This window comes from Sorangium sp. So ce296, from assembly GCF_051529605.1.
GTDB classification, from domain to species: domain Bacteria; phylum Myxococcota_A; class Polyangia; order Polyangiales; family Polyangiaceae; genus Sorangium; species Sorangium cellulosum_D.
The window spans coordinates 10900931-10923792 of the sequence record NZ_CP150325.1 but is presented as its reverse complement, the minus strand read 5'-3'; the positions used below and the strand labels follow the sequence as shown (position 1 = coordinate 10923792).

The 22862-nt window shown below is 71.2% G+C and carries 13 protein-coding genes and 1 pseudogene; 4 read left to right on the top strand and 10 right to left on the bottom strand.

The features are described 5' to 3' along the window. Positions 1-10 precede the first annotated feature (10 nt). The 5 genes from WME98_RS40480 to ptsP all read right to left on the bottom strand — a co-directional run bounded on the left by WME98_RS40480 (position 11) and on the right by ptsP (position 9334). Positions 11-2761: a family 20 glycosylhydrolase gene (locus WME98_RS40480; protein ID WP_437947011.1), complete on the bottom strand. Its 2751-nt coding sequence runs from the start codon at positions 2759-2761 to the stop codon at positions 11-13. A 9-nt stretch (positions 2762-2770) separates the two neighbouring features. Next, positions 2771-3781 carry an SIS domain-containing protein gene (locus tag WME98_RS40475; protein ID WP_437954075.1) on the bottom strand — a complete coding sequence of 337 codons (1011 nt, stop codon included), beginning with the start codon at positions 3779-3781 and terminating at the stop codon, positions 2771-2773. A gap of 16 nt (positions 3782-3797) precedes the next feature. Beyond that, entirely contained in the window at positions 3798-4895 is a 1098-nt protein-coding gene (nagA, locus tag WME98_RS40470; protein WP_437947010.1) for an N-acetylglucosamine-6-phosphate deacetylase, read from the bottom strand. After that, on the bottom strand, positions 4895-6673 hold the full coding sequence (gene nagE / locus WME98_RS40465; RefSeq protein ID WP_437947009.1) for an N-acetylglucosamine-specific PTS transporter subunit IIBC: 1779 nt from the start codon (positions 6671-6673) through the stop codon (positions 4895-4897). The genes nagA and nagE overlap by 1 nt, the downstream gene beginning before the upstream one ends. 75 nt (positions 6674-6748) lie before the next feature. Further along, a complete protein-coding gene (gene ptsP / locus WME98_RS40460; protein WP_437947008.1) occupies positions 6749-9334 on the bottom strand; it encodes a phosphoenolpyruvate--protein phosphotransferase in 2586 nt (861 codons plus the stop codon). 432 nt (positions 9335-9766) lie between these two features. On the opposite strand from ptsP, the gene WME98_RS40455 reads away from it, so the two are divergent. After that, positions 9767-11371, top strand: a complete 1605-nt coding sequence (locus tag WME98_RS40455) for a glycosyl hydrolase family 18 protein (protein ID WP_437947007.1) — start codon at positions 9767-9769, stop codon at positions 11369-11371. A 206-nt stretch (positions 11372-11577) separates the two neighbouring features. Here WME98_RS40455 and WME98_RS40450 read toward each other — a convergent pair whose 3' ends face one another. Both WME98_RS40450 and WME98_RS40445 read right to left on the bottom strand, forming a co-directional pair. Continuing rightward, positions 11578-12678, bottom strand: a complete 1101-nt coding sequence (locus tag WME98_RS40450) for a 3-oxoacyl-ACP synthase III family protein (protein WP_437947006.1) — start codon at positions 12676-12678, stop codon at positions 11578-11580. Further along, entirely contained in the window at positions 12675-14477 is a 1803-nt protein-coding gene (locus tag WME98_RS40445) for a thiamine pyrophosphate-dependent enzyme (protein WP_437947005.1), read from the bottom strand. The genes WME98_RS40450 and WME98_RS40445 overlap by 4 nt, the downstream gene beginning before the upstream one ends. A gap of 511 nt (positions 14478-14988) precedes the next feature. Between WME98_RS40445 and WME98_RS40440 the strand changes: the two are divergent. After that, positions 14989-15135: pseudogene (locus tag WME98_RS40440) on the top strand (glycosyl hydrolase family 18 protein); the annotation flags it as partial. A gap of 91 nt (positions 15136-15226) precedes the next feature. On the opposite strand, the gene WME98_RS40435 reads toward WME98_RS40440, so the two are convergent. The 3 genes from WME98_RS40435 to WME98_RS40425 all read right to left on the bottom strand — a co-directional run bounded on the left by WME98_RS40435 (position 15227) and on the right by WME98_RS40425 (position 18536). Continuing rightward, complete coding sequence (locus tag WME98_RS40435) at positions 15227-16339, bottom strand: hypothetical protein (RefSeq protein WP_437947004.1); 1113 nt, start codon at positions 16337-16339, stop codon at positions 15227-15229. Between the two features lie 122 nt (positions 16340-16461). Next, positions 16462-16980 (bottom strand): hypothetical protein, encoded by a 519-nt coding sequence (locus WME98_RS40430; protein WP_437947003.1) that lies wholly within the window; start codon positions 16978-16980, stop codon positions 16462-16464. 173 nt (positions 16981-17153) lie between these two features. After that, entirely contained in the window at positions 17154-18536 is a 1383-nt protein-coding gene (locus WME98_RS40425) for a hypothetical protein (protein ID WP_437947002.1), read from the bottom strand. A 307-nt stretch (positions 18537-18843) separates the two neighbouring features. Here WME98_RS40425 and WME98_RS40420 point away from each other — a divergent pair, with 307 nt between their 5' ends. Next, positions 18844-20625, top strand: a complete 1782-nt coding sequence (locus tag WME98_RS40420) for a hypothetical protein (protein WP_437947001.1) — start codon at positions 18844-18846, stop codon at positions 20623-20625. A gap of 480 nt (positions 20626-21105) precedes the next feature. Further along, on the top strand, positions 21106-22791 hold the full coding sequence (locus WME98_RS40415) for a glycoside hydrolase family 43 protein (RefSeq protein ID WP_437947000.1): 1686 nt from the start codon (positions 21106-21108) through the stop codon (positions 22789-22791). Positions 22792-22862 lie beyond the last annotated feature (71 nt).

Here is a 22862-nt window from a genome sequence, read left to right as displayed (position 1 = left end):
CGCGGCGATCCTACGGGGACGCCCCCTCTCCGATGACCGACGTGCGGCTGCCACGCCCGCGCGTGTCGAACGTCCTCAGCTTCACGACGCCGCTCACCGCCACCGGCCCTTCATAGACCGCCGAGTCGGCGCCAGGCTCGGCGCCATCGGTCGTGTAGCGGATCTGCAGCCCCGGGAACGCCACGTTCGCCACGAGCTTGCCGTCCTCGATGCGCGCGCCCGGCAGCGGAAGCCGGTAGCCCACGCCGCCGCTCAGGTGGTCGAGCCGCGGCAGCTCGCGCTGCCCGAGGCTGTTGGCGAAGCGACTCCACGCCTCGGCGAGCAGGCCCGCGCGCGCCGCCCCGTCCTCCTCCGCCGCCCACGCCGGGTCCGGCGCCCAGGCCCGCTCCGCGAGGCCGATCAGCTTCGGGAAGATCAGGTACTCCATCGCCCCCTGCCCCTTCGCGTTCTCGGCCCAGAGCTGCCCCTGGATGCCGAGGATATTGGCCCGGCCGGCGTCGGTCAGCTTGACGTGGTCCCGGAACATCTCGGCCGGATCGATCGGATTGCCCATGCGGTCCGCGTGGGCGCTCTTGTAGACGTCGAACGGCACGAACTCGTACGGCTTGCGCGTGTCCACGAACCCCGCCCAGTAATACCCAGGCTCGGCAGGATCCTTGTCGTAGGCGAGGTCGAAATACAGGTTGGTGGCGTTGGAGAGGACCACCGGATACCCCGCGTTGGCGAGCTTGTACCCGTTGTCCTCGTCCCCCCACCCCCAGACATTGTTCCAGACATACGCCCTGAAATTGCTGCTCAGGAACTCGGGGTTGGCCTCCTTGTCGACGCCGCCCTCCGCCTGCACCTTCTTCAAGGCGATCTCCTCCCAGCCTCCGGTCACCAGGCCGTGGGACACGACGATCGCGTTGAGCTCGCGGAGGAAATGGCTCGCCAGGTCCTCCACGGACTCGACGCCGCCCGGCGCCTGGCCGAGGAGGGCCTGGCACGACGGGGATTGCTCCCAGACGCCGTCCGGCACCTCGTCGCCGCCCGTATGGATGGTGGTGAGCGTCGCGCCGGCCTCGGCGTAGATCGCGACGACGTCGTCCACGACCTTTCGCAGGAACCTGTAGGTGGACTCCCGGCAGGGGTTCACCACGTTGTCGGTCCACATCTGCACGGACATGTACTGGGACGGGTCCTCCAGATCGCTCAGCAGGAACTCCTCGGCCTTCTCTACATCGCCCTCGGCCGCGAGCCTCGCGTAACGCGCCTCCATGGCCTTGACCGCCGCGCGGGCGTGGCCCGGCATATCGATCTCGGGGATCACCTCGATGTGGCGCGCCTTGGCATGACGCAGGATCTCCACGAGCTCGGCGCGCGTGTAGTGGCCGCTGCCGCTCGACGACGGCGACGCCGGATCCGGCCCGGAGCCGAACGAGGGGACGATCTGGTCGCGGTCGTCGACCGTATGGCCGCGCCGGGCGCCGACCTCGGTGAGCTCCGGCAGGCCGCTCACCTCGAAACGGAACCCCTCGTCGTCGGTCAGGTGAAAATGAAACTTGTTGAGCTTGTAAAAGGCCATCACGTCGAGCAGCTTCAGCACGGCCTCCTTGCGCTGAAAGTTGCGCGCGACGTCGAGGTGCATGCCGCGATACCCGAAGCGCGGGGCGTCCTCCACCGTCACGGCGCCGATCGCGATCTCGGGCTTCGCGGTCCGGTACGCCTCGACGGGCGCGAGGGCGCGCAGGCTCTGGATGCCATAGAAGACGCCGGCCGCGTCGCTGCCCACGATCTCGACCCCCTCGGCGGTGACCGTGAGGCGATAGGCCTCGTCGCCCGCCTGCCTCGGCTGGCCGCCGACGTCGATCGCGCCCGTCGCCAGCGCGATCGCCGCCGTCCCCGCGGGCGGCGCGCCCTCGCGGACCTCCGGCGCGGCGCCGAGGAGCGCGCCCAGCGCCTCCGCCAGAAAGGCCGCTTCTCCCTCGAGCCCGGCAGCGTGGTAGATGGGCACGGCCGACGAGAGCGAGAGCTCTCCGGCGCCCGCCTCGAGGAGCACCGGCGTGGGCACGACCCTGTCCACGTCGCCCGCCGGGAGCAGGCGGACAGCGAGGTTCTCGTCATAACGAGACGCCGCCGTCGGCACGGGCGTCATGTCGCCGGGGAAACGGTCTGTCTGCTTCTTCTCCACGAACGGCGCGACGGCCTCGGAGCCCACCGCCTCCGGCGCCGAGGCGACGCCCTCGCCGTCCGTGAACACGAAGTAATAGCCCGCGGGCGCGTCCGTCTCCTTGATGGCCCAGTACGATCCATCGAAGGGGATCACCGCGCTCTGCCCCGGTTCCAGCGGCTGGAACGCCTCGGTCGGCTCCAGCTTGAAGAAGTCGCCGTTGATGTGGGTGACCTTCACCCCCGCCGGCAGGCTCTCGGGCAGGATCGAGCGCACGAAGTTGAAATACAGCGTCCAGCCGCTGTTCCCGAGCGCGACCTTCCCGTGATTGGCGATCGTCAGCTCCGAGCCGAAGCTCACCGCGGGGTTCTTGTGGTTGTCCAGCACGCCCCAGGTGACGGCGAAGTCCGCGCCCGACGGGCGCTCCTGCGCCGAGCCGCCGCCACCTCCGGTGCCGCCACCACCACCTCCGCCGCCACCGCCGCCGCCGTCATTGCCCGTGCTGGTGCTCATCGTGGTGCTCGCCGTGGACGAGGACGTCCCGTCGTCGCCGCACCCTGCCACAAACAGGGCGCCGGCGAGCAGCCCAAATCGGTAAACAGGCATTCTCATGACGCACTCCTACAGTGTTTTGGTGACCTTCTTGAGCCGCCTCGGCGCGTCGGGATCCAGCCCTCGGGCCTCGGCCAGGGCAGCGGCCGCCAGGTAAAACGCCAGGATCTGACAGAGCGGGTCGAGCAGCTCGTGAGGAGACGCGGGCACCGCGAGATCGACCCCCGGCAGCCCGGCCGGGCCCACGAGGATCACCTTCGCGCCCTGCCCCCGGAACTCCTCCGCCACGCGGGCGAGGCCCGCCTGCGCCGGGCCCCGCGGGGCGAAGACGAGCAGCGGAAAGCGCTCGTCGATGAGGGCCATGGGCCCGTGCTGCACCTCGGCGACCGTGAACGCCTCGGCGTGGACGCCGCACGTCTCCTTGAACTTGAGGGCCGCCTCCAGCGCGATGGAGAAGCCAGGGCCCCGCCCGAGCACGAGCAGGCGCTCCTCGCCCGAGAGCGCGTCCACGAGCGGGCCCACGTCGCTCTCGCTCGCGGCGGCCAGGGTCTCCGGCAGCGCCTGGAGCGCGTCGAGCAGGGCGGCGTCCTCGCCCCAGGCCCCCACCACCCTCGCCATGGCGCTCAGGCTGGCGATGAAGCTCTTGGTGGCGGCGACGCTGCGCTCGGGGCCGGCGCGCAGGGGGATCGTCGTCGCGGCGGCCTGGTCGAGGGGCGAGCCGAGCTGGTTCACCAGCGCCGCCGTCATCGCGCCCGCGGCGCCGCACGCCGACAGCGCGCCCACCACGTCCGGGCTCTGCCCCGACTGCGACACCGCGACCGCCAGGCCGCCCGGGAGCCGCAGCGGCGCGCGGTAGAGGGTCACCACCGACGGCGGCAGGCTCGCGACCGGACAGCCGAGCTGCGTCGTCACGAGGTACGCGAGGTAGCTCGCGGCGTGATCCGAGCTGCCGCGGGCGATCGTGACCACCGACGGCGGCGGCGCCGCCCGCAGCCGGGCGCCCAGCTCGCGGTAGGCGTCCTCGTCCTGCGCGAGCTGCTGCGCGACGATCTCCGGCGCGGAGCGGGCCTCCTCGGCCATCATCGAGGTCGTTCGGTCACTCAAGGGGCTCCCCCTCCACGAGGACCTGCCGCAGGGCGAGATCCTCCTCCAGGACCAACAGATCCGCGAAGCAACCCGGCGCGATGCGCCCTCGATCCTCGATGCCGAGGTGCTCGGCCGGGAACTGGCTGCACCGGCGCGACGCCTCGGCCAGCGGGAGCCCAAGGTCGACGAGGTTCTTGAAGGCCTGGTGCATCGTCAGGCAGCTCCCCGCGAGCGTCCCGTCGGGGAGCCGCACGCTGTTCTGGCACTTCGCGACCGCGTGCGCGCCGAGCTGGTACGGCCCGTCCGGCATCCCCGAGGCCGCGGTGCCGTCGGTCACGGCGTAGAGCCGGGGGATGCAGCGCAGGGCGGCGCGGATGGCGCCCGGGTGCACGTGGACCAGATCCGGGATCAGCTCGGCGAAGTCGCCGTGGGCCAGGGCCGCGCCCACCGCGCCGGGCTCGCGGTGATGCAGCCCGTTCATCGCGTTGAAGAGGTGCGTGAAGCCGCTCGCCCCGGCGGCGAGCGCCGCCACGACCTCCTCGTAGCTCGACAGCGTGTGCCCGATCTGGACCCGCAGCCCGAGGCCGGACAGGCGGCGGACGAGCTCCAGGTGGCCGGCGAGCTCCGGCGCCAGCGTGAGCACGCGGATCGGCGCGATGGCGTTCAGCGCGAGCGCGGTGTCGAGATCCCCGCCCACCACGCAAGGCGGCTGCGCGCCCAGCCGACCCGGGTTGAGGAACGGGCCCTCGAGGTGGACGCCGAGGACGCGCGCCTCGCCGCGGCGGCGCGCGTCCATCGCGGCCCGGATCGCGCGCAGCGCGGAGGCGATCTCCGGGAGGGGCGCCGTCATCGTGGTGGCGAGCAGGCTGGTGGTCCCGGTGGCGGCGTGCGCGCGGGCCATCGCGCGGGGCGCGTCGCCGCCCTCCATGACGTCCCGGCCGCCGCCGCCGTGCACGTGCAGATCGATGAAGCCGGGCACGATCCGCGGCCCCTGGCCGGGCCCTTCGGCCGGCGCGCCCGCGATCTCCTGGACCCGCGCGCCGAAGTACAGGCGCCCGCGGAGCCAGCCGTCCGGCGTGAGGATGTTGCCCACGAGCTCCACGCCCATCACCCCTTGAGCTTCTGCGCGAGCGCGGCGGCGTACCGCGGCGCCTCCGGGCCGACCAGGAGGTGGACCACCCCATCGGACAGGCGCATCACGCCCTTCACGTCGGCGGCCTCCAGCGCCGCCTCGTCGATCGGATCCGCGTCGGCGAGCTCGACGCGCACGCGCCCGCTCGAGAACCCCTCCACGGACCGGATGTTGGCGGCGCCGCCGAGCGCCGCGAGCCAGCGGTCGATCCACATCTCCTGCCGCGCCGCGGGCGCGGCGGGCCATGCCTCGGACCGCGCGACGGCCGCCGTGGCCGCGCCCCCGCGCGCGGCGCCCGCCGCCTTCGGCTCGCCTGCCGCCGGCGCGCGGCCCGCGAGCTCCCGCATCTCCTTGGCGATCGACTCGGCCATGGGGCCGAGGATCACCTGCAGGCTGTCGGTCCCCGGGCGCACCACGCCCTTGGCGCCGAGCGCCCTGAGGTCCGCGTCCTTCACGCGATCGCGGTCGACCATGACCAGGCGCAGGCGGGTGATGCACGCGTCGATCTCGCGGATGTTGCCGTGGCCGCCCAGCGCCCGCAGGAACTGCCCCGCGAGCCCGCCGGCGCCCGCCTCGACCCCGGCGCCCGCCTCGGCCCCGCCGGCCGTGTCGGCCCCGCCGCCCTCGGACGCGACCGCGGAGGGCGCCGCCGCGGCCTCGCGCCCCGGCGTGGCCAGGTTGAACCGCTCGATGCAGACGACGAAGAGGCCGTAATAGACGACCGCGTAGGCGAGGCCGATCGGCACGATCATCCAGCCCTTCGTCGAGAGGCCGTAGTTCAGCGCATAATCGATGAACCCGGCGGAGAAGCTGAAGCCGTGCTTCACGCCGAGCACGTCGAGCAGCGCCAGCGAGAGGCCGGTCAGCACGGCGTGGACCGCGTAGAGGGCCGGCGCGAGGAACATGAACGCGAACTCGATCGGCTCGGTGATGCCGGTCAGGAAGGCGGTCAGCGCGGCCGAGAACATCACGCCGAAGGTGGCCTTGCGGTTCTCCGGGCGCGCGGTGCGGTAGATCGCGAGGCACGCGGCCGGCAGGCCGAACATCATCACCGGGTAAAAGCCGGCCATGAACACCCCCGCCGAGGGATCGCCGGCGAAGTAGCGGTTCAGATCGCCGGTCACCGCCCCCTTCGCGCCCTGGAACGAGCCGACCACGAACCAGGCGAGGTTGTTGAGGATGTGGTGCAGCCCGGTCGGGATGAGCAGGCGGTTGAGGACGCCGAAGAAGAAGGCGCCGACCGGCCCCGAGGCCACGATCCAGCCGCCCACCGCGTCGATGGCGCCCTGGATCGTCGGCCAGACGACGCCGAGGACGAGCGCGAGGGCGAGGCTCGCGCCGCCGGTGACGATGGGCACGAAGCGGCTGCCGCCGAAGAAGCCCAGGAAGGAGGGCAGCTTCGTGTCGCGGAAGCGGTTGTACATCGCCCCCGCGAGGACGCCGGCGAGGATGCCGGCGAGGACGCCCATCTTGATCTTGTCGTCGATGCTCTTCACCCCGTTCGTGATCACGAGGTAGGCGATCATCCCGGAGAGCCCTGCCACGCCGTTCGTCTCGCGCGCGAGGCCGACCGCGATGCCGACCGCGAAGATCAGCGCCAGGTTGTCGAAGATGGCGCCGCCCGCCTGGGCGACGAACGCGATGTCCAGCACGTCGGGCTGCCCCAGCCGGAGCAGGAGGCCCGCGATCGGCAGCACCGCGATGGGCAACATCAGCGCCTTGCCAACGCGCTGCAGCTCGTTGAATCCTCTCATACGACGCTCCTCCTCCGTTGGGCGGGGCGGCCTCCGCGCCGCGCCGCCCCCGGTCTGCTTGCTGGGCTCTCGAGATCAGCCGGGCCGCGCGCCCGGCGCGAGCAACGCCCGCACCTCGGCCGCGGTCCCCAGATCGAGCGCGGCCCGCGCGATCTCGCGGCACCGCGCGGCGTCGAGCTCGCGGATCCTCGCCTTCACCTCGGGGATCGCCTGGACGCTGACGCTGAGCTCGGTCACGCCGAGGCCGACCAGCACGGCCACGGCCTCGGGGTCGCTCGCCACCGCGCCGCAGATCCCCACGTGGCGCTCGCGCTTCTTCGCCGCCTGCACGGCCGTGTCGATGAGCCGGAGCACCGCCGGGTGCAGCGCGTCCTGCCGGCCGGCGAGCCGCGGGTGCGTGCGGTCCATGGCCAGCGTGTACTGGGTGAGATCGTTCGTGCCGATCGAGAAGAAATCGACCTCCGCGGCGAACCTGTCGGCCTGGACCGCGACCGACGGCACCTCGACCATCACGCCGAGCGCCACCGGGGGCGAGCCGGCGCGCCGGCGCTCCTCCTCGAGCACCTGCTTCGCCTCGCGGAGCTCCTCGAGGCTCGCGACCATGGGCAGGAGGATCCGGTGCCCGGCCGGGGCGCGCGCCGCCAGGATGGCGCGGAGCTGGCTGCGCAGGAGCGCCGGGTGGAGCGCGCCGATGCGCAGGCCGCGGATGCCGAGGAGCGGGTTGTCCTCCGCGGGGAGCGGCATGTACGAGAGCGGCTTGTCGCCGCCGACGTCGAGCGTGCGGACGACGAGGGGGCGCTCGCCCAGCGCGTCGGCGATCTCCTGGTACGCGGCGGTCTGCTCGGCCTCGGTCGGCGCGGCGTCGCGATCGAAGAACATCAGCTCGGTGCGCAGGAGGCCCACGCCCTCGGCCCCGAGCCGGACGGCCTTGCGCGCGTCGTCGGCGCTCGCGATGTTGGCCAGCACCGCGACGCGGACCCCGTCCCGGGTCGCCGCGCGCTCCCCCGCGGCCGCCTCCTGCCGCTCGCGCAGCGCCTTGCGCGCCCCGAGCCGGCCGCGGTAGGCGTCGAGCTCGGCCTCGGTCGGGCGGAGCAGCACCACCGCCCCCTCGGCGTCGAGCACGGCCGTCGCGCCCGCCTCGACGGCGAGCAGCGACGCCGAGGCGCCGACGAGGTACGGCAGGCCGAGCGAGCGCGCCAGGATCGCCGCATGCGAGGTGGTGCCGCCGAGCACGCTGACGAGGCCGGCGACCCGCTGGTCGGCGAGCCGCACGACCTCGGAGGGCGTCAGGCTCTCGGCGACGACGATGCTGCCCGCGGGCGCGGCCTGCGCCTCGCCGCCGCCGACGAGGTGCCGCAGCGCGCGGCCGCCCACGTCCCGGAGATCGTTGGCGCGCGCGGCGAGCAGCGGGTTCGAGAGGCGCGCGAGCTCGCGGCACGACGCCATCACCGCCTCGCGCCACGCGAACGCGGCCGACTTGCCCTCCACGATGGCGACCTCGGTGCGGGTGATCATCTCCGGGTCGTCGAGCATCGTGAGGTGCGCGCTGAAGATCTGGGCCTGCTCGACGCGCTTGCCCGACGCGGCGACGAGCTGCTTCAGCTCGAGCCGGGTGTGGCGCAGCGCCTTCTGCAGCCGCGCGAGCTCCGCCTCCGTGTCGCTCGCGTGCTCGTCCACGTCGGCGGCGAGCGGGTCGATCTTGCAGATGGGACCGATGGCGAGGCCGGGCGAGGCGCTCACGCCGTGCACGTGCCGCGCGTCGTCGGCCGCGCGCGGCGTGGAAGCAGGCGCGGCGGCGGCGGCGCGCTCGGGCTCGGCCGTGCGCGCGGCGGTCGCCGCGGAGAGGTCCTCGCCCAGCCCGCTCCGCACGAGCTCGACCAGGCGGGCCACGGCCCGCGCCGCCTCGCTGCCGCTGCCTACGATGCGCAGCTCGGCGCCCGGACCGGCGCCGAGGTTCATCAGCGCGACGACGCTCTTCGCGTTGGCGTTGCGGCCGGCGAGCTCGACGCTGATGTCGGCGGAGAACGACTTCGCCTCGCTGGCGAGCACCGCGGCCGGCCGCGCGTGCAGCCCGTGCGGGTTGGGCACCACGACGAGCGCCGACGTGACCCCGACCGTGGCCCGCGGCGGCGGCCTGGACGCGCCCGCCTCCCCCGCGCTCGATGCCCGCGGCGCTCCCCCGCCGCCGCGCTGCCGGGGGCTCACGGTCATGAGGCGGCTCACGCCGGCCCTGGCCACGCCGCTCGCGCGCTCGACGATGGCGCTCGTCTCGCCGCTCAGGACCACGATCTGCGTGAGCAGGCTGGGCGCCTTGCGGAGGAGGAGATCCGCGTCGAACTCGAGGAGCGCCTGGCCCGCCGAGACCCGGTCTCCCTGGCTCACGCGCGCCGTGAAGCCCTCGCCCTTCAGGCCGACCGTGTCGATGCCGACGTGGATCATGATCTCCACCCCGCCCGCGGCGCTCAGGGTGATGGCGTGCCGCGCCGCGTGGAGCTGGGTCACCGTCGCGTCGCACGGGGCGAGCAACGTCTGGGAGATCGGGTCGATCGAGATGCCGTCGCCGACGATCTTGTCGGCGAAGACCGCGTCGGGGACCGACTCGATCGGCACGATGGGACCGGAGAGCGGTGCGAGCAGCGTCAGCGATTCGCCGGGGTGCATGTCGACCGCGATCCTACCCGGATGTGGCTCGACAGGTTCCTGGCCGAGGGGCGCGATGGTTCCGTCCACGGATTGAGACAAAAGCAAGCGTCGTGCCCTGCGCTGGCGCTGGCTGCTCCAGGAGGGGGGTGATCGAGAAAAGCGCGCTGCGCGCGGGGATCGCCGGCGATCTCCCGACGATCGCGCGGACGGCGAGGGGGCGATCCGGGAGCGCTCCCGCGATCGGGGGGATCGCCCGGCGATCTCCCGGATCGCCCCCCTGCTCGCCGGGATCGCCGGGCGCGACCGCGGCGGCTCCCGTCCTGGCGGCGCGCAAAAACGGGCCGAGGGGGCGCCGTGGCGGCGGCTGTCGAGGGCGTCGCCGCGACCGGTACGCCGATTGCTCGTTGGACCAGCAACGACCGGCAACCGGCAAACTAAAGGAGATCCGTTATGAAGCTTTATGCCCTCACGACCCTGCCGCTCTTTGCTGTGATCGCGCTGGCCGCTTGCGGCGGCATCGATGGCGGCGACGCGGAGCGCTTCGGCCCAGATGGAGCAGAGCTCGAATCGACGGAGCAAGCCGCCGTCGCCGCTGCGTGGGCGCCGTATACCGCGTATGCGGTGAACGCCGAGGTGACCTACGGCGGCGTCACATACCGCTGCATCCAGGCGCACACCTCCCTTCCGGGCTGGCAGCCGCCGATCGTCCCGGCGCTGTGGCAGCCGGTCAGCGGCGCCGGCAGCACCACCACGAGCAGCAGCACCACGAGCTCCAGCACCAGCGGCGCGGGCGGCTCCGGAGGCAGCGGCGGCTCCGGCGGCAGCGGCGGTGGCGGCGGCAGCGGCGGCAGCGGCGGCAGCGGCGGCAGCGGCGGCTCCGGCGGCGGCGGCGGCGGCGGCTCCGGCGGCGGCGGCAAGAAGGTGATTGGCTACTTCGCGGAGTGGGGCGTCTACGGCCGCAACTACCACGTCAAGAACATCGACACGAGCGGATCGGCCGAGAAGCTCACGCACATCAACTATGCCTTCGGCAACGTGGTAGGAAACCGGTGTGCGCTCGGCGACACCTATGCCGATTACGACAAGGCCTACAGCGCCGCCGACAGCGTCGACGGCGTCGCCGACACCTGGGACGCCGGCGCGCTCCGCGGCAGCTTCAACCAGCTCCGCAAGCTGAAGCGCAAGCACCCGCACCTCAAGGTGCTGATCTCGCTCGGCGGCTGGACCTGGTCCGCCGGCTTCTCCGACGCGGCGCTGCCCGCGAACCGCGCGTCGTTCGTCTCGTCGTGCGTCGATCTCTTCATCAAGGATCCCCGTTGGGCGGGCGTGTTCGACGGCATCGACATCGACTGGGAGTACCCGGCCGCCTGCGGCAGCACCTGCAACCAGCGCCCCGAGGACACGCAGAACTTCACGGCGCTGCTCGCCGAGTTCCGCGGCCAGCTCAACGCGGCGCGCCCCGGCCTGCTGCTCACGATCGCGGCGCCCGCCGGGCTCGACAAGATCGAGAAGATCCAGGTGGGCCAGATCCACCGGCACCTCGATTTCATCAACCTGATGACGTACGACATGCACGGCGCGTGGGAGCGCACGACGAACTTCCACTCGCCGCTCTACAACGCCGGCGCGAACCCCGCGAAGGCGCTGAAGTACAGCACCGACGAGGCGGTCACGGCCTGGCTGAACGGCGGGACGCCGGCGAGCAAGCTGGTCGTCGGCGTGCCCTTCTACGGCCGCGGCTGGACCGGCGTGACCAACGCGAACCAGGGAGTGTGGCAGTCGGCCGCCGGCGCCGCCCCGGGCACGTACGAGGCGGGCATCGAGGACTACAAGGTCCTGAAGGCGAAGGGGCACCCCGGCTTCACCCACCCGGACACGAAGGCGTTCTACACCTTCAACGGGACCGAGTTCTGGAGCTACGACAACCCGGCCTCGCTCGGGACCAAGATGCGCTACATCAAGGACAAGGGCCTCGGCGGCGCGATGTTCTGGGAGCTGAGCGGCGACACCGCGAACGGCGAGCTCGTCACGGCGGTGAAGAACGGCCTGCGGTGACGGCGTGAAGGGCCGAGGGTCGCGCTGATGCCACGTTGTCCTTATGGCGACTGTCCATCATCGTCGGCACTTTCGGCATCCGCACGAGCAAGAAGACCCGCGCGTTCATCGAGGCCGCCGGAGGTATCCATGAAAGGCGGCGCCATCGCCCTGCCGCATCGATGGCGTCACCTTCGCTCCACGGCCTGTGGGAGCTCGTCCGATCTCTATGGCGCCGGCGGGCGCTCGGGCGCCGGGCCCAGCGCCACGTCGCCCCAGCGCATCACCATCGCGCCGCAGCTCGACACGCTGCCGATCGAATAGATCATCACCAGGTCGCCACGCTTGATCTTCCCCGTCGACGCGGCAAGGTGCATGTTCGCCGTGGTCAGCGCGGGACCGATGTTGCCGTACAGCGGGTAGGCGTTGACAGTGCGCGCCGGATCAACGCCGAGCGCACGCGTACCGAACGCCGAGAACCATGCGGTGGGCGTGTTGAAGACGAAAAAATCGATGTCGCGGATCGAGACGCCCGCGGCCTCGGCTGCGCCGAAGCAGCAGTGCCTGATGTACTCATCGGCGGTGTCCTTCAGCGACGACGGATTGCGGTTCAGCCGCAGGCGGATCTTCTGCCCGAACGTCGGGTCAGGCACCGCGTCGGCGATCAAGGCCTCGCACGTGTCGGCCGTGTGCAGGGTCTTGGAGCCGAGCAGCCCGAAACCCTCGGGCGTGTGCCCGATCACGGTCGCGCCCGCTCCGTCGCCGAGGAACCACGACAGCGTATCGGACTCTTCGACGTGCCGGGAATACAGGCACGAGACTACGACCAACACGTTGCGCTGCTGCCCGGCCTTCACGAGCGAGCACGCGGTCTGCATCGCGACCAGCCCGCCCGAGCACGCGGTCTCCAGGTTCCACGCGCCGCAGCGCAGGCCGAGGTCCTTGGCCAGCCACGCGGCGTTGCCGAAGCCCATCTGGTCCGGCCAGAACGACACGGAGATGAGCAGGTCGACGTCGCTGGGCTTCATCGCCGCGGCGGCCAGCGCGTCGCGCGCGGCGATGAGCTCGTACGAGCGCGCGGACTCTCCGGGCTGCACGACGCGCCGCTCCTTCGTACCGCGGAACGTATCGGACAGATAGGGCTGCATCTCGGCCTCGAAGGCGCTCATCGTGGCGGCGTCGGCGCTCGACGCGGCCCATAGCTTCGCGAGCGAGCGCTGCTCCGCGTTGGCGACGATGTCGGGGAACTTCTGCCGCCAGTGGTCATTGGTTCGAATCGTGCGCGGAAAACTGACCGCAAGCGAGCGCAGGCCTACCGAGGTGTTCATGATTGCTTCCCCTTGGAAATTTGGTTCTTCTGCCGCCCGAGGCTGGCGATCCGGGCGAAGTGCGGCGCGACCTCGTCGCGATCGATCTCGACGTCGACCACGAACGGGCCGCCGTCTGCGAGCGCCGTCTCCAGCGCGGCGGCCACGTCGGCCTCGCGCGCCACGCGGACGCCGCGCGCGCCCATCGCGCGCGCCATCGCGACGAAATCCGTCGGCGGGATCTCGGCGCCGAGCGGCACGAGCCCATTGCCCGACATGCCCTGGTGGACCATTCCGTAACGCGAGTCGTTGAGCACAATCCATATCGACGCCACATGCCGCGCGACCGCGGTGCTCACTTCGTTGTTCATCAGCATCGCGCCGTCGCCGATGATCGCGACCGCGGGGCGCTTGCGGGCCAGCGCCGCGCCGAGCACGCCGGTGGTGAAATGTCCCATCGACCCGAACCCGGTGCTGACGCGGTAGCGCCCTGGGGTCTGGAACCGCAGGTGATGGTTGCCCCACGCAAGAGCGTTCCCCGCCTCGGTCATCACCAGCGCGTCGCTGCCATCGATGACGATCCGTTGGATCTCCTGCATCAGGTACTGCGGGCGCACCGGGCCCGCGGGCCGCTGCGCGAGCACCGGCGCCGGTTCGCGCGCGATCGATGGCACGGCGGGGCGGTCGCCGCCGGCGACCTCGGCGAGCAGCGCGCGGACGAACGCACCGACCTCGGCCTGGATCCCGACCGTGGCGATGTTCGGGTACGCCACGCCCGGCACGGTCGGATCGAGGTCCACGTGCAGAAATGCGCGCGCCGGCGAGAGCTCCGGCCGCCAGAACGACGTGAGCTCGCCGAGCCGCGTACCGAGCACGAGGATGTAATCGGGCCGGTACTGGCGCATGTACGTGTCCACGCGCGGGTGCCCGCCCATCCCGGTAACGCCAAGGAATAGCGGGTGGTCTTCCGGGAAGACACCCTTGCCGCGGGGCGAGCACATCACCGGCACATCGAGCCGCTCGGCCAGCGCCCGGATCGCCTCCGAGGCCCCGAGCGCACCGTGGCCGACCCAGATGGCCGCCGTACGGCCCTCGAGCAGCTGCGCGCACTCGGCCGCAGCGGCGGGATCGCACCCCGGCCAGAGCAGGCGCGCGTGCGGCATCGATCGCGGCCGCACGACGGGCGCCTGCTGGTAGGTCAGCGGTAGACCGATGTGCGCCACGAACCCCGTGGGTCGCGCAAAGCCCATGGCCAGCCGACGGGCGATTTCTTCGAGCTCGGCTGGGCTCTCGAGCGTGACGGCGTAATCGAAGATCGGGCCGGCGGTGAGCACGCCCGACGCGGGCATCGTATGGCTGCTGGTCTCCTGACACGCCCAGCGCCCGCGCTGCTGCGACGCGGTCGCGCCCGCGATCAGCACCACCTTCGCGCCCTCCCAGCGCGCTGCGCTCATTCCCGTGAGCGCGTTCAGCACGCCGGGGCCCGTCGTCGTGAACACCATCGCGGGCCGGCCGCTCGCGAAGTAAGCCTCGACCGCCGCGAAGGCCGCGCCGCCTTCATGCCGGCAGAGCAGCACGTCGATGTCGCTGCTCCCGAGGGCGTCGGCAAAGGGCGCGATCGCGCCCCCCACCAACCCGAACGCGTGCTCGACGCCGAGCTCCTGCAGCACGCCGATCAGCGCGCTCGAGACCGTCTCCGCGGGCTCGACGCTTCGAGCGACCGCGACCCGCCGTGTCGTCGACGGGTGCGGCGCGGGCGCGGCACGGGTATCAAAGGTGCCCTGACACGCGCGTGGCGTGCGGGCAGATGTCGATGCCATGGGGAGCTCCTTTCTAAATCCGAACTGGCGACCGAGCCAAGGCGGTCGGGCAATCGGCTCGATGTGAGCTGCGTACGGCCCACATCGACCCTAAACTACACGACGATTACCGCCAACAAGCCGGATAGCCATTTTCATGAATTTGGAAAACTATGCACAGTTATTTTCGCAATGTTTTATTGTCACTATCGCGACGCGCGATCGTCCGAATCTCGCGCACGCCACCGCTGCGCGCCTTCTGAGATCCGAGCCGAACGCCGTCCGGACGCCATTGCGGTGCCCACAGTCGGGCCGGGCGCGGCGAGCGGAGGGCGCGGCGAAGGTGTATCAATGACGGCGGTAGCGGTGCAAGCGGCAGGCACGGAACCCACGGTGAGGGTGGGCGAGGCAAGGATCAAATCGCGATCCCCGGGTACCATGCATGCTCGGCGTCCCGAAGAACAAGCGCGACGACTTCATCGGCTTCACCCACCCGGACACCAAGGCGGTCTACACCTTCAACGGGACCGATTTCGGGAGTTACGACAAACCGGCCTCGCTCGGGGTCAAGATGCGCTACATCAAGGACGAGGGGCTGGGCGGCGCGATGTTCTGGGAGCTGAGCGGCGACACCGCGAACGGCGAGCTCGTCACGGCGGTGAAGAACGGACTGCGGTGACGGCATAGACGGCCAGGCGCGCTGCCCGCCTTGGGGCCGAATGCGAAGTGGATCGCGACCACCCCCCGCGGCATGCCGCCGGGCGCCCGCGCTACGCGGCCACGCCGAGGGTGCCGATCTCCTCGAACTCGCGGATCATCCGAGCGAGCCCGCCCTCGTCGACCCCGAGGCCCAGGGCCGCCGCGGCGTGGGCGAGGAGCCTCCGCTCCCGCAGCGACGCGACCTTGTCCACCGCCGCCGCGATCTCGAGCGCGCGCAGCAGCGGCGCGCGCGCGTCCTCCGGCACGCCGCGGAGGCGCTCGATCCAGGCGATGTCGTCGGCGAGCCGCTCGTTCAGGCCAGCGCGCGCCGAGGCCGGCAGCTGCCGCAGCACGGCCGCGAGCAGCGCGGTCTCCTCCGGCTTGAGGCGGCCGTCGGCGGTGAAGATGAACCAGAGCCCGTCGAACAGCCGATCGAGGTGCGGGCGCAGCGCGTCGTCGCAGAGCGCCCCGTCGAGCGCGCGCCGGTAACGCAGGTAGCGGCGCCCGGTGTCCCCGAGGCGCCGGGTCACGAACCAGCTCGCGATCGACGACGAGGCGACCGAGAGCACGGGCACCAGGTTGCGCGCCACGCTCTCGCCGGCGAGGCGCGCCGCGAGCTGCTTGGCCACGTCCGAGCCGCGCTCGCGCGCCGAGCGCACGAGCACGCCCGCGGGATCGTCCGTGTCCTGGGGGTGCTCCGCGACGCCGAACGTGAGGGCGAGCAGCGCCCACACGTCGGCCGGCTCGTCCGGATCGAACCGGAGCCCGAAGAGATCCGCGAGCTCGCAGAGCATCTGCACGTGCAGGAGCAGCCGGAGCACCGTCTCGCCGCCGAGCGCGAGCGCGGCGGCGGGGATCGCGACGAGCCCGCCGAGCCCGTTCGTCTCGGCCGTGGCGGCGGCCGCGCCGGTCGAGAGCGCCCCGGTCGCGCCGCCCGCGAGCGCCGAGCGGACGCAGGCGCGCCGGATGACCGCGCACGCCTGCGTCCGCTCGGTCACGCCGGTCGACGCCGCGATGATCGCGCGGCGAGGCCGCCGGTTGTAGCGGCGCACCGCGCGGGACAGGAGCTCCTCGAGCCATGTGTGGACCGAGCGCGCGCCCACGCCCGCTCCGCTCGTCGCCTCGGTCAGCGGGAGCGCCGCGGCCCCCGCTGCGTCACCAGGATGCGCAGCCTCGTCGCTCATGGTTCAGGGCGGTTCAAGATGCATTCCGCGCAGAGCGGCCGACGAGGCCGAGCGCGTCCGCAGCGTTGCCGAGATCGGCTATCGCCGGCGGCGTACGCGCCGCGCGCGCCCGATTGCCGAGATCACTCGTCCCAGTCGAGCTCGCACTCGGCGACCTCCGAGGCGCACGCGCCCTCCACCTCGGCGGCCAACGAGGCGAGGCAGCCGTCGCACTCGGCGCTCCGCGCCGCGCCGGCGCCGCACCCGCCATAGCAGGGCGAGCCCTCCACCGCGCCGCATTCGGCGCACAGGCAGTCCATGAGCACCGCGTAGATCCCGGCCGACCACTCGCACATCTCCGCCGGATCCGCGGTGTCGTACGGGGGCGGCGAGCAGGTCGCGCACCCGGTGCTGCCGCCGCCTCCGCCCCAGCCGCCGACCTCACCGCCCGCTCCGCTCCAGCCGCCGACCTCGCCGCCGGCCTCGCCTCCGGTCCCGTTCCCGCCCGTGCTGCCGCCGGCCTCGCCGCCCGTCCCGCTGCCGCCCGCGCCGCCGCTCGCCCCGCCGCCTCCGCTCCCGCCCACCAGATGGTAGGCGTCGTCCAGCCCCGCCAGCGCGGTACACCCGACGGCCGCCGCAGCCGCCAGCCCTAGTAGCGCCATCGCCAGGAATGCGTCCGCCCGCTTCGAGCCCGCCATGGCGACGGAGCATCATCCCCTGGCGCCCCCGGCGTCAAGTGACCGTACGGCCGGTGAAGCCGCCGCAGCGGCGTGCGCCGCCGGCTACCGCTGTGCGACTCCCTGGCGCGCCCGCCGCCCGCGGAGGACGGCCGGGATCAGGGAGCGGACGTCAAGGTCGCGAGGAGGTGATCTCGCATCTCGCTCCTGACGTCGACGAGCCCGCCGTTCGGGAAGCTCTTTCCTTCCTCCGTCAGCGCGTTGATGGCCTGGTAGAAGGGATCCGCGCTGATCGTGGGCGCCGAGTACGCATCGAACGTCCCTGCCATGAGGTAGCGTGGAACGCGGGTCTCCCGCGGCGCGTCCTCGCTCGCGAGGATCCACGCGAAGGTGCTGGCCGAGCTCATGTAGGCGACGAACGCGGCGGCAGCATCGGCGCAGGCGTCCGTGCACCGCGCGCTCACGACGAAGCTGTCGGTGAAGAGCAACGGGTGGTTGCCGTCCCCGAGGGGCGCCGAGGAGAGCTTGATCTCGGCCGGATCGCCGCCAGGAGGGAGGCTCTTCAAGATGGTGTGGAGCCGCTCGGAATAACCGAAGGTCGCGTCGACCTCCCCTGCCGCGAACCGCTGCGCCGGGAGATCGACGTTCTCTTCCCGATCGTAGGTGCCGTCGAGGCACGGATTGCTCCCCTCGCTCTCGCACGTCCTCGCGAAGGTGCCGAGCGCATCGAGGGTCGCCGCGTCGTACATCGTGGTGGAGATCGCCGATGCGACCCCCTCAGGCCCGTTCGTGTCCGCCCACGCGTCCAGGTACAGCGACGGCAGGTTCCAGCTTCCGAGCAAGTTGCCGGCCATGTCCGGCGCATCCGTCTGGAGGTCGACGAGCGCCGACGCCAGCTCGGCCGCAGTGCCAGCGCTCTCCACGGACGGGTCCCTGGAGAAGGTGAAATGGCCACAGAGCCAGTGCGGGACGCCGTAGATCTCGCCGTCGTGGGTCGACGCCTCGACGCCCGCCGGGTGCCAGTCCGCGGGCGGAAGCTCCAACCAGGGACGGATGGCGCCCGTGGCCACGAGCTCGCCGAGCAGGATCATGTCCGTCTCGATGACGTCGACCGGACAGTCGGCGTCCTCCCCGGCGAGGCTCACGGCCAGCGCCGCGGGATCGTAGACATCCGCCGCGAAGCAGGGCGGATTCACCACGAGATCGATCCCGGCGTGCGCTTCCTCGAACTCGGCCTCGATGCGGAGCGCCATCGCCGCGAGCTTGTCTCCCGCCGCGTCGGGGATATAGGGGTACAGGGAAACCCGGAGCACGGCCTTCTCCCCGGCGCTGCCCCCCTGGCCGCCGCTCCCGCCCTCGCCCCCGCTCCCGCCCTGGCCCTCGCTCCCACCAGCGCCGGCCGACGATCCGTCATCCATGCCGCTCGAGCAGCCCAGCGTCGAGAGCAACGTCAGACCGACCATCCGGGCCAGGTTGCGCGCCATCGAGGCCGCGAGCCCCGGCGGCGGCGAGTTTCCGATCTTGGATTCCCTCGTTCCCATGGTGACACCTCGTCGCTCGCAGCTGGCCACGACTCCCCGGAAAAGTCGAGACATGGCGCGCTGCACGCGCTCGCGCTGCCGGCGCCGCCAGCCCCGGCGCGCTCGATCCGTCCCCCGGGGGCTCGCCGCCGGCGGCGAGCAGACTGCACAAGTGCCAGAGGAGCAGAAGTCGACGCATCGTTGCACGCTCCTGCTGCAAGGATATGCCATCTCCGGTCTCGGAGCTCGGGGCGAAATGCATTAGGGTCGATCGGCAGGTCGAGGAGCGGAAGGGCGCCGAGCTCCGGCGCCGGGTGGGAGCAGCGCGATGAACGAGATCGATTTTTACAAGCTTCCGCGTGCCATTCAGGACGGCGTCATCGAGGCGTTCCGCGGCCGGTTCGCGCCGGCGCCGATCGTCAGCCGGCTCGCGACTCGGCGCACCATCGTGGCTTGGCTCGCGGTCAGCGTCGCGGCGGGCCTCCTGCTGGCGGCGCTCTGCGCGGCCGGCTTCGGCGACGTCGACAGCCCCGTCGCGCTCCACCCGACGGCGGCGGCCGCCGCGTACGTGCTGCTCGCCGCGACCACCGCCATCGGCGTGGTCCAGGCGCTCGCCTACAATGCCGAGCTCGTCTCGCTGCCGTTCGCGCCCGGCCTGTTCGTCTTCCCCGCGAACCTGATCGACGCGCGCGACCACAGGCTCCGGGTCTTCTCGCTCGCGGAGCTCTCGCGCGTCTCGGCGGGCCCTCGGGGCGCCGTGGTCCTCACGTTCGGCGGCACGCGGCACGCATTTCCCCTCGAGGACCCGTCGCGCTCGGACGACGTGATCCGGGAGATCGAAGCGGCGTGGAGCCGCATGAGAGCGAACCCCGACCCCGCGGAGCTGCGCCGGCTCGATCCATTCCAGCCGCCTGCCATCGAGAGCCCGTTCGCGTCGCCGATCCCGCTCTCGCGCGTGGTCCCGGGGTGGCAAAGCTATGCATGGCTCGTCGCGGCCGCGGTCGGCGTGGCCCTCGGCTTGGGGCTCTTCTTCCTCCGCAACCGGATGAGCGACGCTCGGATGTACGCCGCGGCGCGGGCGCGCGACGACGTGGCCGCGTACCAGCGCTACATCACGCGCGGCCGCGGCCACGGGGAGGTCGTCTCGCAGGTGCTGCTGCCGCGGGCCGAGCTGCGCCTCGCGGTGGCGAAAGGCTCGGTGGAGGCCATCGACGACTTCATCCGCGCCTACCCCAAGACGGGCATCCAGGGCGAGGTGGCCGCGGCCCGCCGCGCCGCGCTCGCCGCGGCGCTCGAGCGGGCGCGGGAGGTGGGCACGCTCGCGGCGCTGCTGGCGTTCGCGGAGCGCTACCCGAAGCACGGCCTGGACAAGGCGTTCAACGACGCCAGGCACGCGCTCTATGTGCGCGCGCTCGAGCGGTACAAGCGCGAGATGCCCGAAGGGAGCGAGCAGAACGCGGATTTCGTGCGGCGGCTCCTCGCCTACGCGGAGCGCGTCGGGCCCAGGAGCACGCCGCAGGGCCTGCGCGGCCCGGCCGTCCAGGTCCGCTTCCGGCGGCTTCCGTCGCAGGACCTGGAGCGCGCCGACGAGCTCGTGATGAAGAGCCCGATGTTCAGCGGCGTCACGTCCCTGCCGACGCGCTACGTGGATGCGACCCGCCTCGATCCCCAGGAGAAGCGGACCGCGACGGCGCTGGCGGAGGGGCTCGCGCGGGGCTTCGACCTCGAGCTCATCACCTTCGAGCCGGGCCCGCCGTTCGAGGGCTCCGCCGAGGAGCAGCTCTCCGTGACCTCTCCCGCCCTCGTGGTGAGCTATCGCGTCGAGTCGTCCGGTATGGCCTATGGCAGCAAGAAGCCGCAGATCATCGTGATGGGGCTCAAGTTCCTCTTCAAAACGGAGTTCATCTTGCCCGGAGACGCCCAACCGCTGCTCACGAGCCACAAGATCGCGCGGCAGATCCCTGCCGGGCTCATCCAACAGCAGGTGGGCTCCCCGCCCCGCGGGACCCTCGAGGCCATCGTCTACGAGGCGATGATGCGCGAAGCCTTCATCGACCTCGGGGAGCGCTACCTCTCCACGTGGTTCCGGAAGCGCGACGAGCCTCGGTGAGGGCGGACGAGCTCCTGTCGTCGCCAGGCGTGGTCGATCGGAATTGACACCGACAATGTGAGCGTTCACAATGGGCCCGAGTGGTACCCTTTTGCTGTAAACGTTCACGGATCGGATCCATAAAAGCAACGATCTCGAACACTTGCAAGGCCGAGCTCGCTTATGCTGCCCATGATCGATGGGCTCGTAAGTGCCCGAAATAGCTCAGGAGCGCGCTCCGACCCGTGAACGGCTATCGTTTGCATAGCCTGGATGGGTCATGCGCACCGAGACCTTCGTCATCCGATCGATATCGATCTCGGCCTCGGCACTGATTCCATTCGCCCGAGCGTCTCGGACGCGATGCTGATGAGCTCTTGATGGGCCGGGCTGCCGTCGCGGCGTAGTGCCCATCGAGCGGCGCCGGAGAGCCATCGCCTGAGCGTTCTACGACATCTGGCGGCACTTGACGATCCTTCAGGAGAGCAGCGAGGTCCAGGAATGGCCACGGTTACGACATCCCTCCAGCACAAGCACCTCATCGCGGCACTGCTGCTTTGTAGCACGACCGTGTTTCCGTCTGAATCCATGGCGGACAACCCCATCGTGCAGACGATTTACACCGCCGATCCGGCCCCCATGGTCCACGACGGGACCCTATACCTCTATACCGGACATGACGAAGACAGCGCTTCGACGTTCTTCGGGATGAACGAATGGAGGGTGTATTCGTCCACGGACATGGTGAACTGGACGGATCGCGGTTCGCCGCTGAAATACAAGGATTTCAGCTGGTCGAAGGCAGATGCCTGGGCAGGTCAGGTCGCCCACAGGAACGGGAAGTTCTATTTCTACGTCCCTACGACCAGCCGGACGCACAACAGGATGGTCATCGGCGTCGCCGTGTCGGACAGCCCTGTCGGCCCGTTCGAAGACGCCCTGGGGAAGCCGCTGATCAACGCCAATTGCGGCGACATCGATCCGACGGTGTTCATCGACGACGACGGCCAGGCCTATCTCTACTGGGGAAATCCCAACCTGTGCTACGTGAAGTTGAACGAGGACATGATCTCCTACCAGGGAGAGGTCGTACGCGTACCCATGACGGCGGAGAGCTTCGGAGAGCGCACCGGGAGCGCCGAACGACCGACCCTGTACGAGGAAGGTCCGTGGCTCTACAAGCGCAATGGAATGTACTACCTGGCGTATCCGGCAGGCGGCATCCCCGAATATATCGCCTACTCCACGAGCAGCAGCCCCACCGGCCCGTGGACGTACCGGGGGGTCATCATGCCCACGGAAGGCGACAGCTTCACCAATCATCCGGCCATCATCGACTTCAAGGACAACTCGTACTTCTTCTACCACAACGGCGCTTTGCCGGGCGGAGGAGGGTATCACCGTTCGGTGGCCGTCGAGCGATTCACGTACAACGAGGATGGTACCATCCCGACGATCACGATGACCGAGGCGGGACCGCCTGGCGTCGACACCCTCAATCCGTACGTCATGACGGAGGCTGAGACCATCGCCTGGGAATCCGGCGTCGAGACCGAGGCATGCAGCGAGGGTGGGATGAATGTCACCTCGATTGACGACGGGGACTACATCAAGGTGAAGGACGTCGATTTCGGTGCCGGCGCGGGATCGTTCGACGCAAGGGTCGCCTCGGCGACCGGCGGCGGCAGCATCGAGCTGCGCCTCGACAGCCCGACCGGCACGCTGGTGGGGACCTGTGTGGTTGAGGGTACCGGCGGCGCCCAGACCTGGGTTACCACGTCGTGTCCGGTCGACGGTGCGAAAGGGATACACGATTTGTATCTGACGTTCACCGGTGGGAACGGTCCCCTGTTCAATTTCAACTGGTGGAAATTCGCTATGCTCGACGCCACGGATCCGACGGGCAGCGGGGGCGGTCCGGACACGGGTGAAGGGGGAGCGACGGGCAGCGGCGGCTCGGGTGAGGGTGGGAGCGTCAGCAGCGCGGCGACGACCGGCAGCGGCACGGGCGGCGCTGGCGCCGCCCCGCCAGACAGCGCCGGCGAGGACGAGGGCGGGTGTGGGTGCCGGGTCAAGACGGGGCCCATCTCCCCGGCGAGCGTGCTCGCCGCCCTGACCGCGTTGGGCGCGATCGTCGCGCGGCGTCGTGCGCGAAAAGCGGGGCGGAGCGGGGCCGTCGCGAACTGACGGAGCCGGTGCCGGGAGCGATGATCCAGCGGGCGCGCTCCCGGTGAACGTAGAGAGTGCCCGGGTCCGGC

What these genes read in the sequence shown, in the direction of transcription:
- WME98_RS40480 (WP_437947011.1), bottom strand. Translation starts at nt 2,761, where the DNA reads ATGAGAATGCCTGTTTACCGATTTGGGCTGCTCGCCGGCGCCCTGTTT.
- WME98_RS40475 (WP_437954075.1), bottom strand. Translation starts at nt 3,781, where the DNA reads ATGGCCGAGGAGGCCCGCTCCGCGCCGGAGATCGTCGCGCAGCAGCTC.
- nagA (WP_437947010.1), bottom strand. Translation starts at nt 4,895, where the DNA reads ATGGGCGTGGAGCTCGTGGGCAACATCCTCACGCCGGACGGCTGGCTC.
- nagE (WP_437947009.1), bottom strand. Translation starts at nt 6,673, where the DNA reads ATGAGAGGATTCAACGAGCTGCAGCGCGTTGGCAAGGCGCTGATGTTG.
- ptsP (WP_437947008.1), bottom strand. Translation starts at nt 9,334, where the DNA reads ATGCACCCCGGCGAATCGCTGACGCTGCTCGCACCGCTCTCCGGTCCC.
- WME98_RS40455 (WP_437947007.1), top strand. Translation starts at nt 9,767, where the DNA reads ATGAAGCTTTATGCCCTCACGACCCTGCCGCTCTTTGCTGTGATCGCG.
- WME98_RS40450 (WP_437947006.1), bottom strand. Translation starts at nt 12,678, where the DNA reads ATGAACACCTCGGTAGGCCTGCGCTCGCTTGCGGTCAGTTTTCCGCGC.
- WME98_RS40445 (WP_437947005.1), bottom strand. Translation starts at nt 14,477, where the DNA reads ATGGCATCGACATCTGCCCGCACGCCACGCGCGTGTCAGGGCACCTTT.
- WME98_RS40435 (WP_437947004.1), bottom strand. Translation starts at nt 16,339, where the DNA reads ATGAGCGACGAGGCTGCGCATCCTGGTGACGCAGCGGGGGCCGCGGCG.
- WME98_RS40430 (WP_437947003.1), bottom strand. Translation starts at nt 16,980, where the DNA reads ATGGCGCTACTAGGGCTGGCGGCTGCGGCGGCCGTCGGGTGTACCGCG.
- WME98_RS40425 (WP_437947002.1), bottom strand. Translation starts at nt 18,536, where the DNA reads ATGGGAACGAGGGAATCCAAGATCGGAAACTCGCCGCCGCCGGGGCTC.
- WME98_RS40420 (WP_437947001.1), top strand. Translation starts at nt 18,844, where the DNA reads ATGAACGAGATCGATTTTTACAAGCTTCCGCGTGCCATTCAGGACGGC.
- WME98_RS40415 (WP_437947000.1), top strand. Translation starts at nt 21,106, where the DNA reads ATGGCCACGGTTACGACATCCCTCCAGCACAAGCACCTCATCGCGGCA.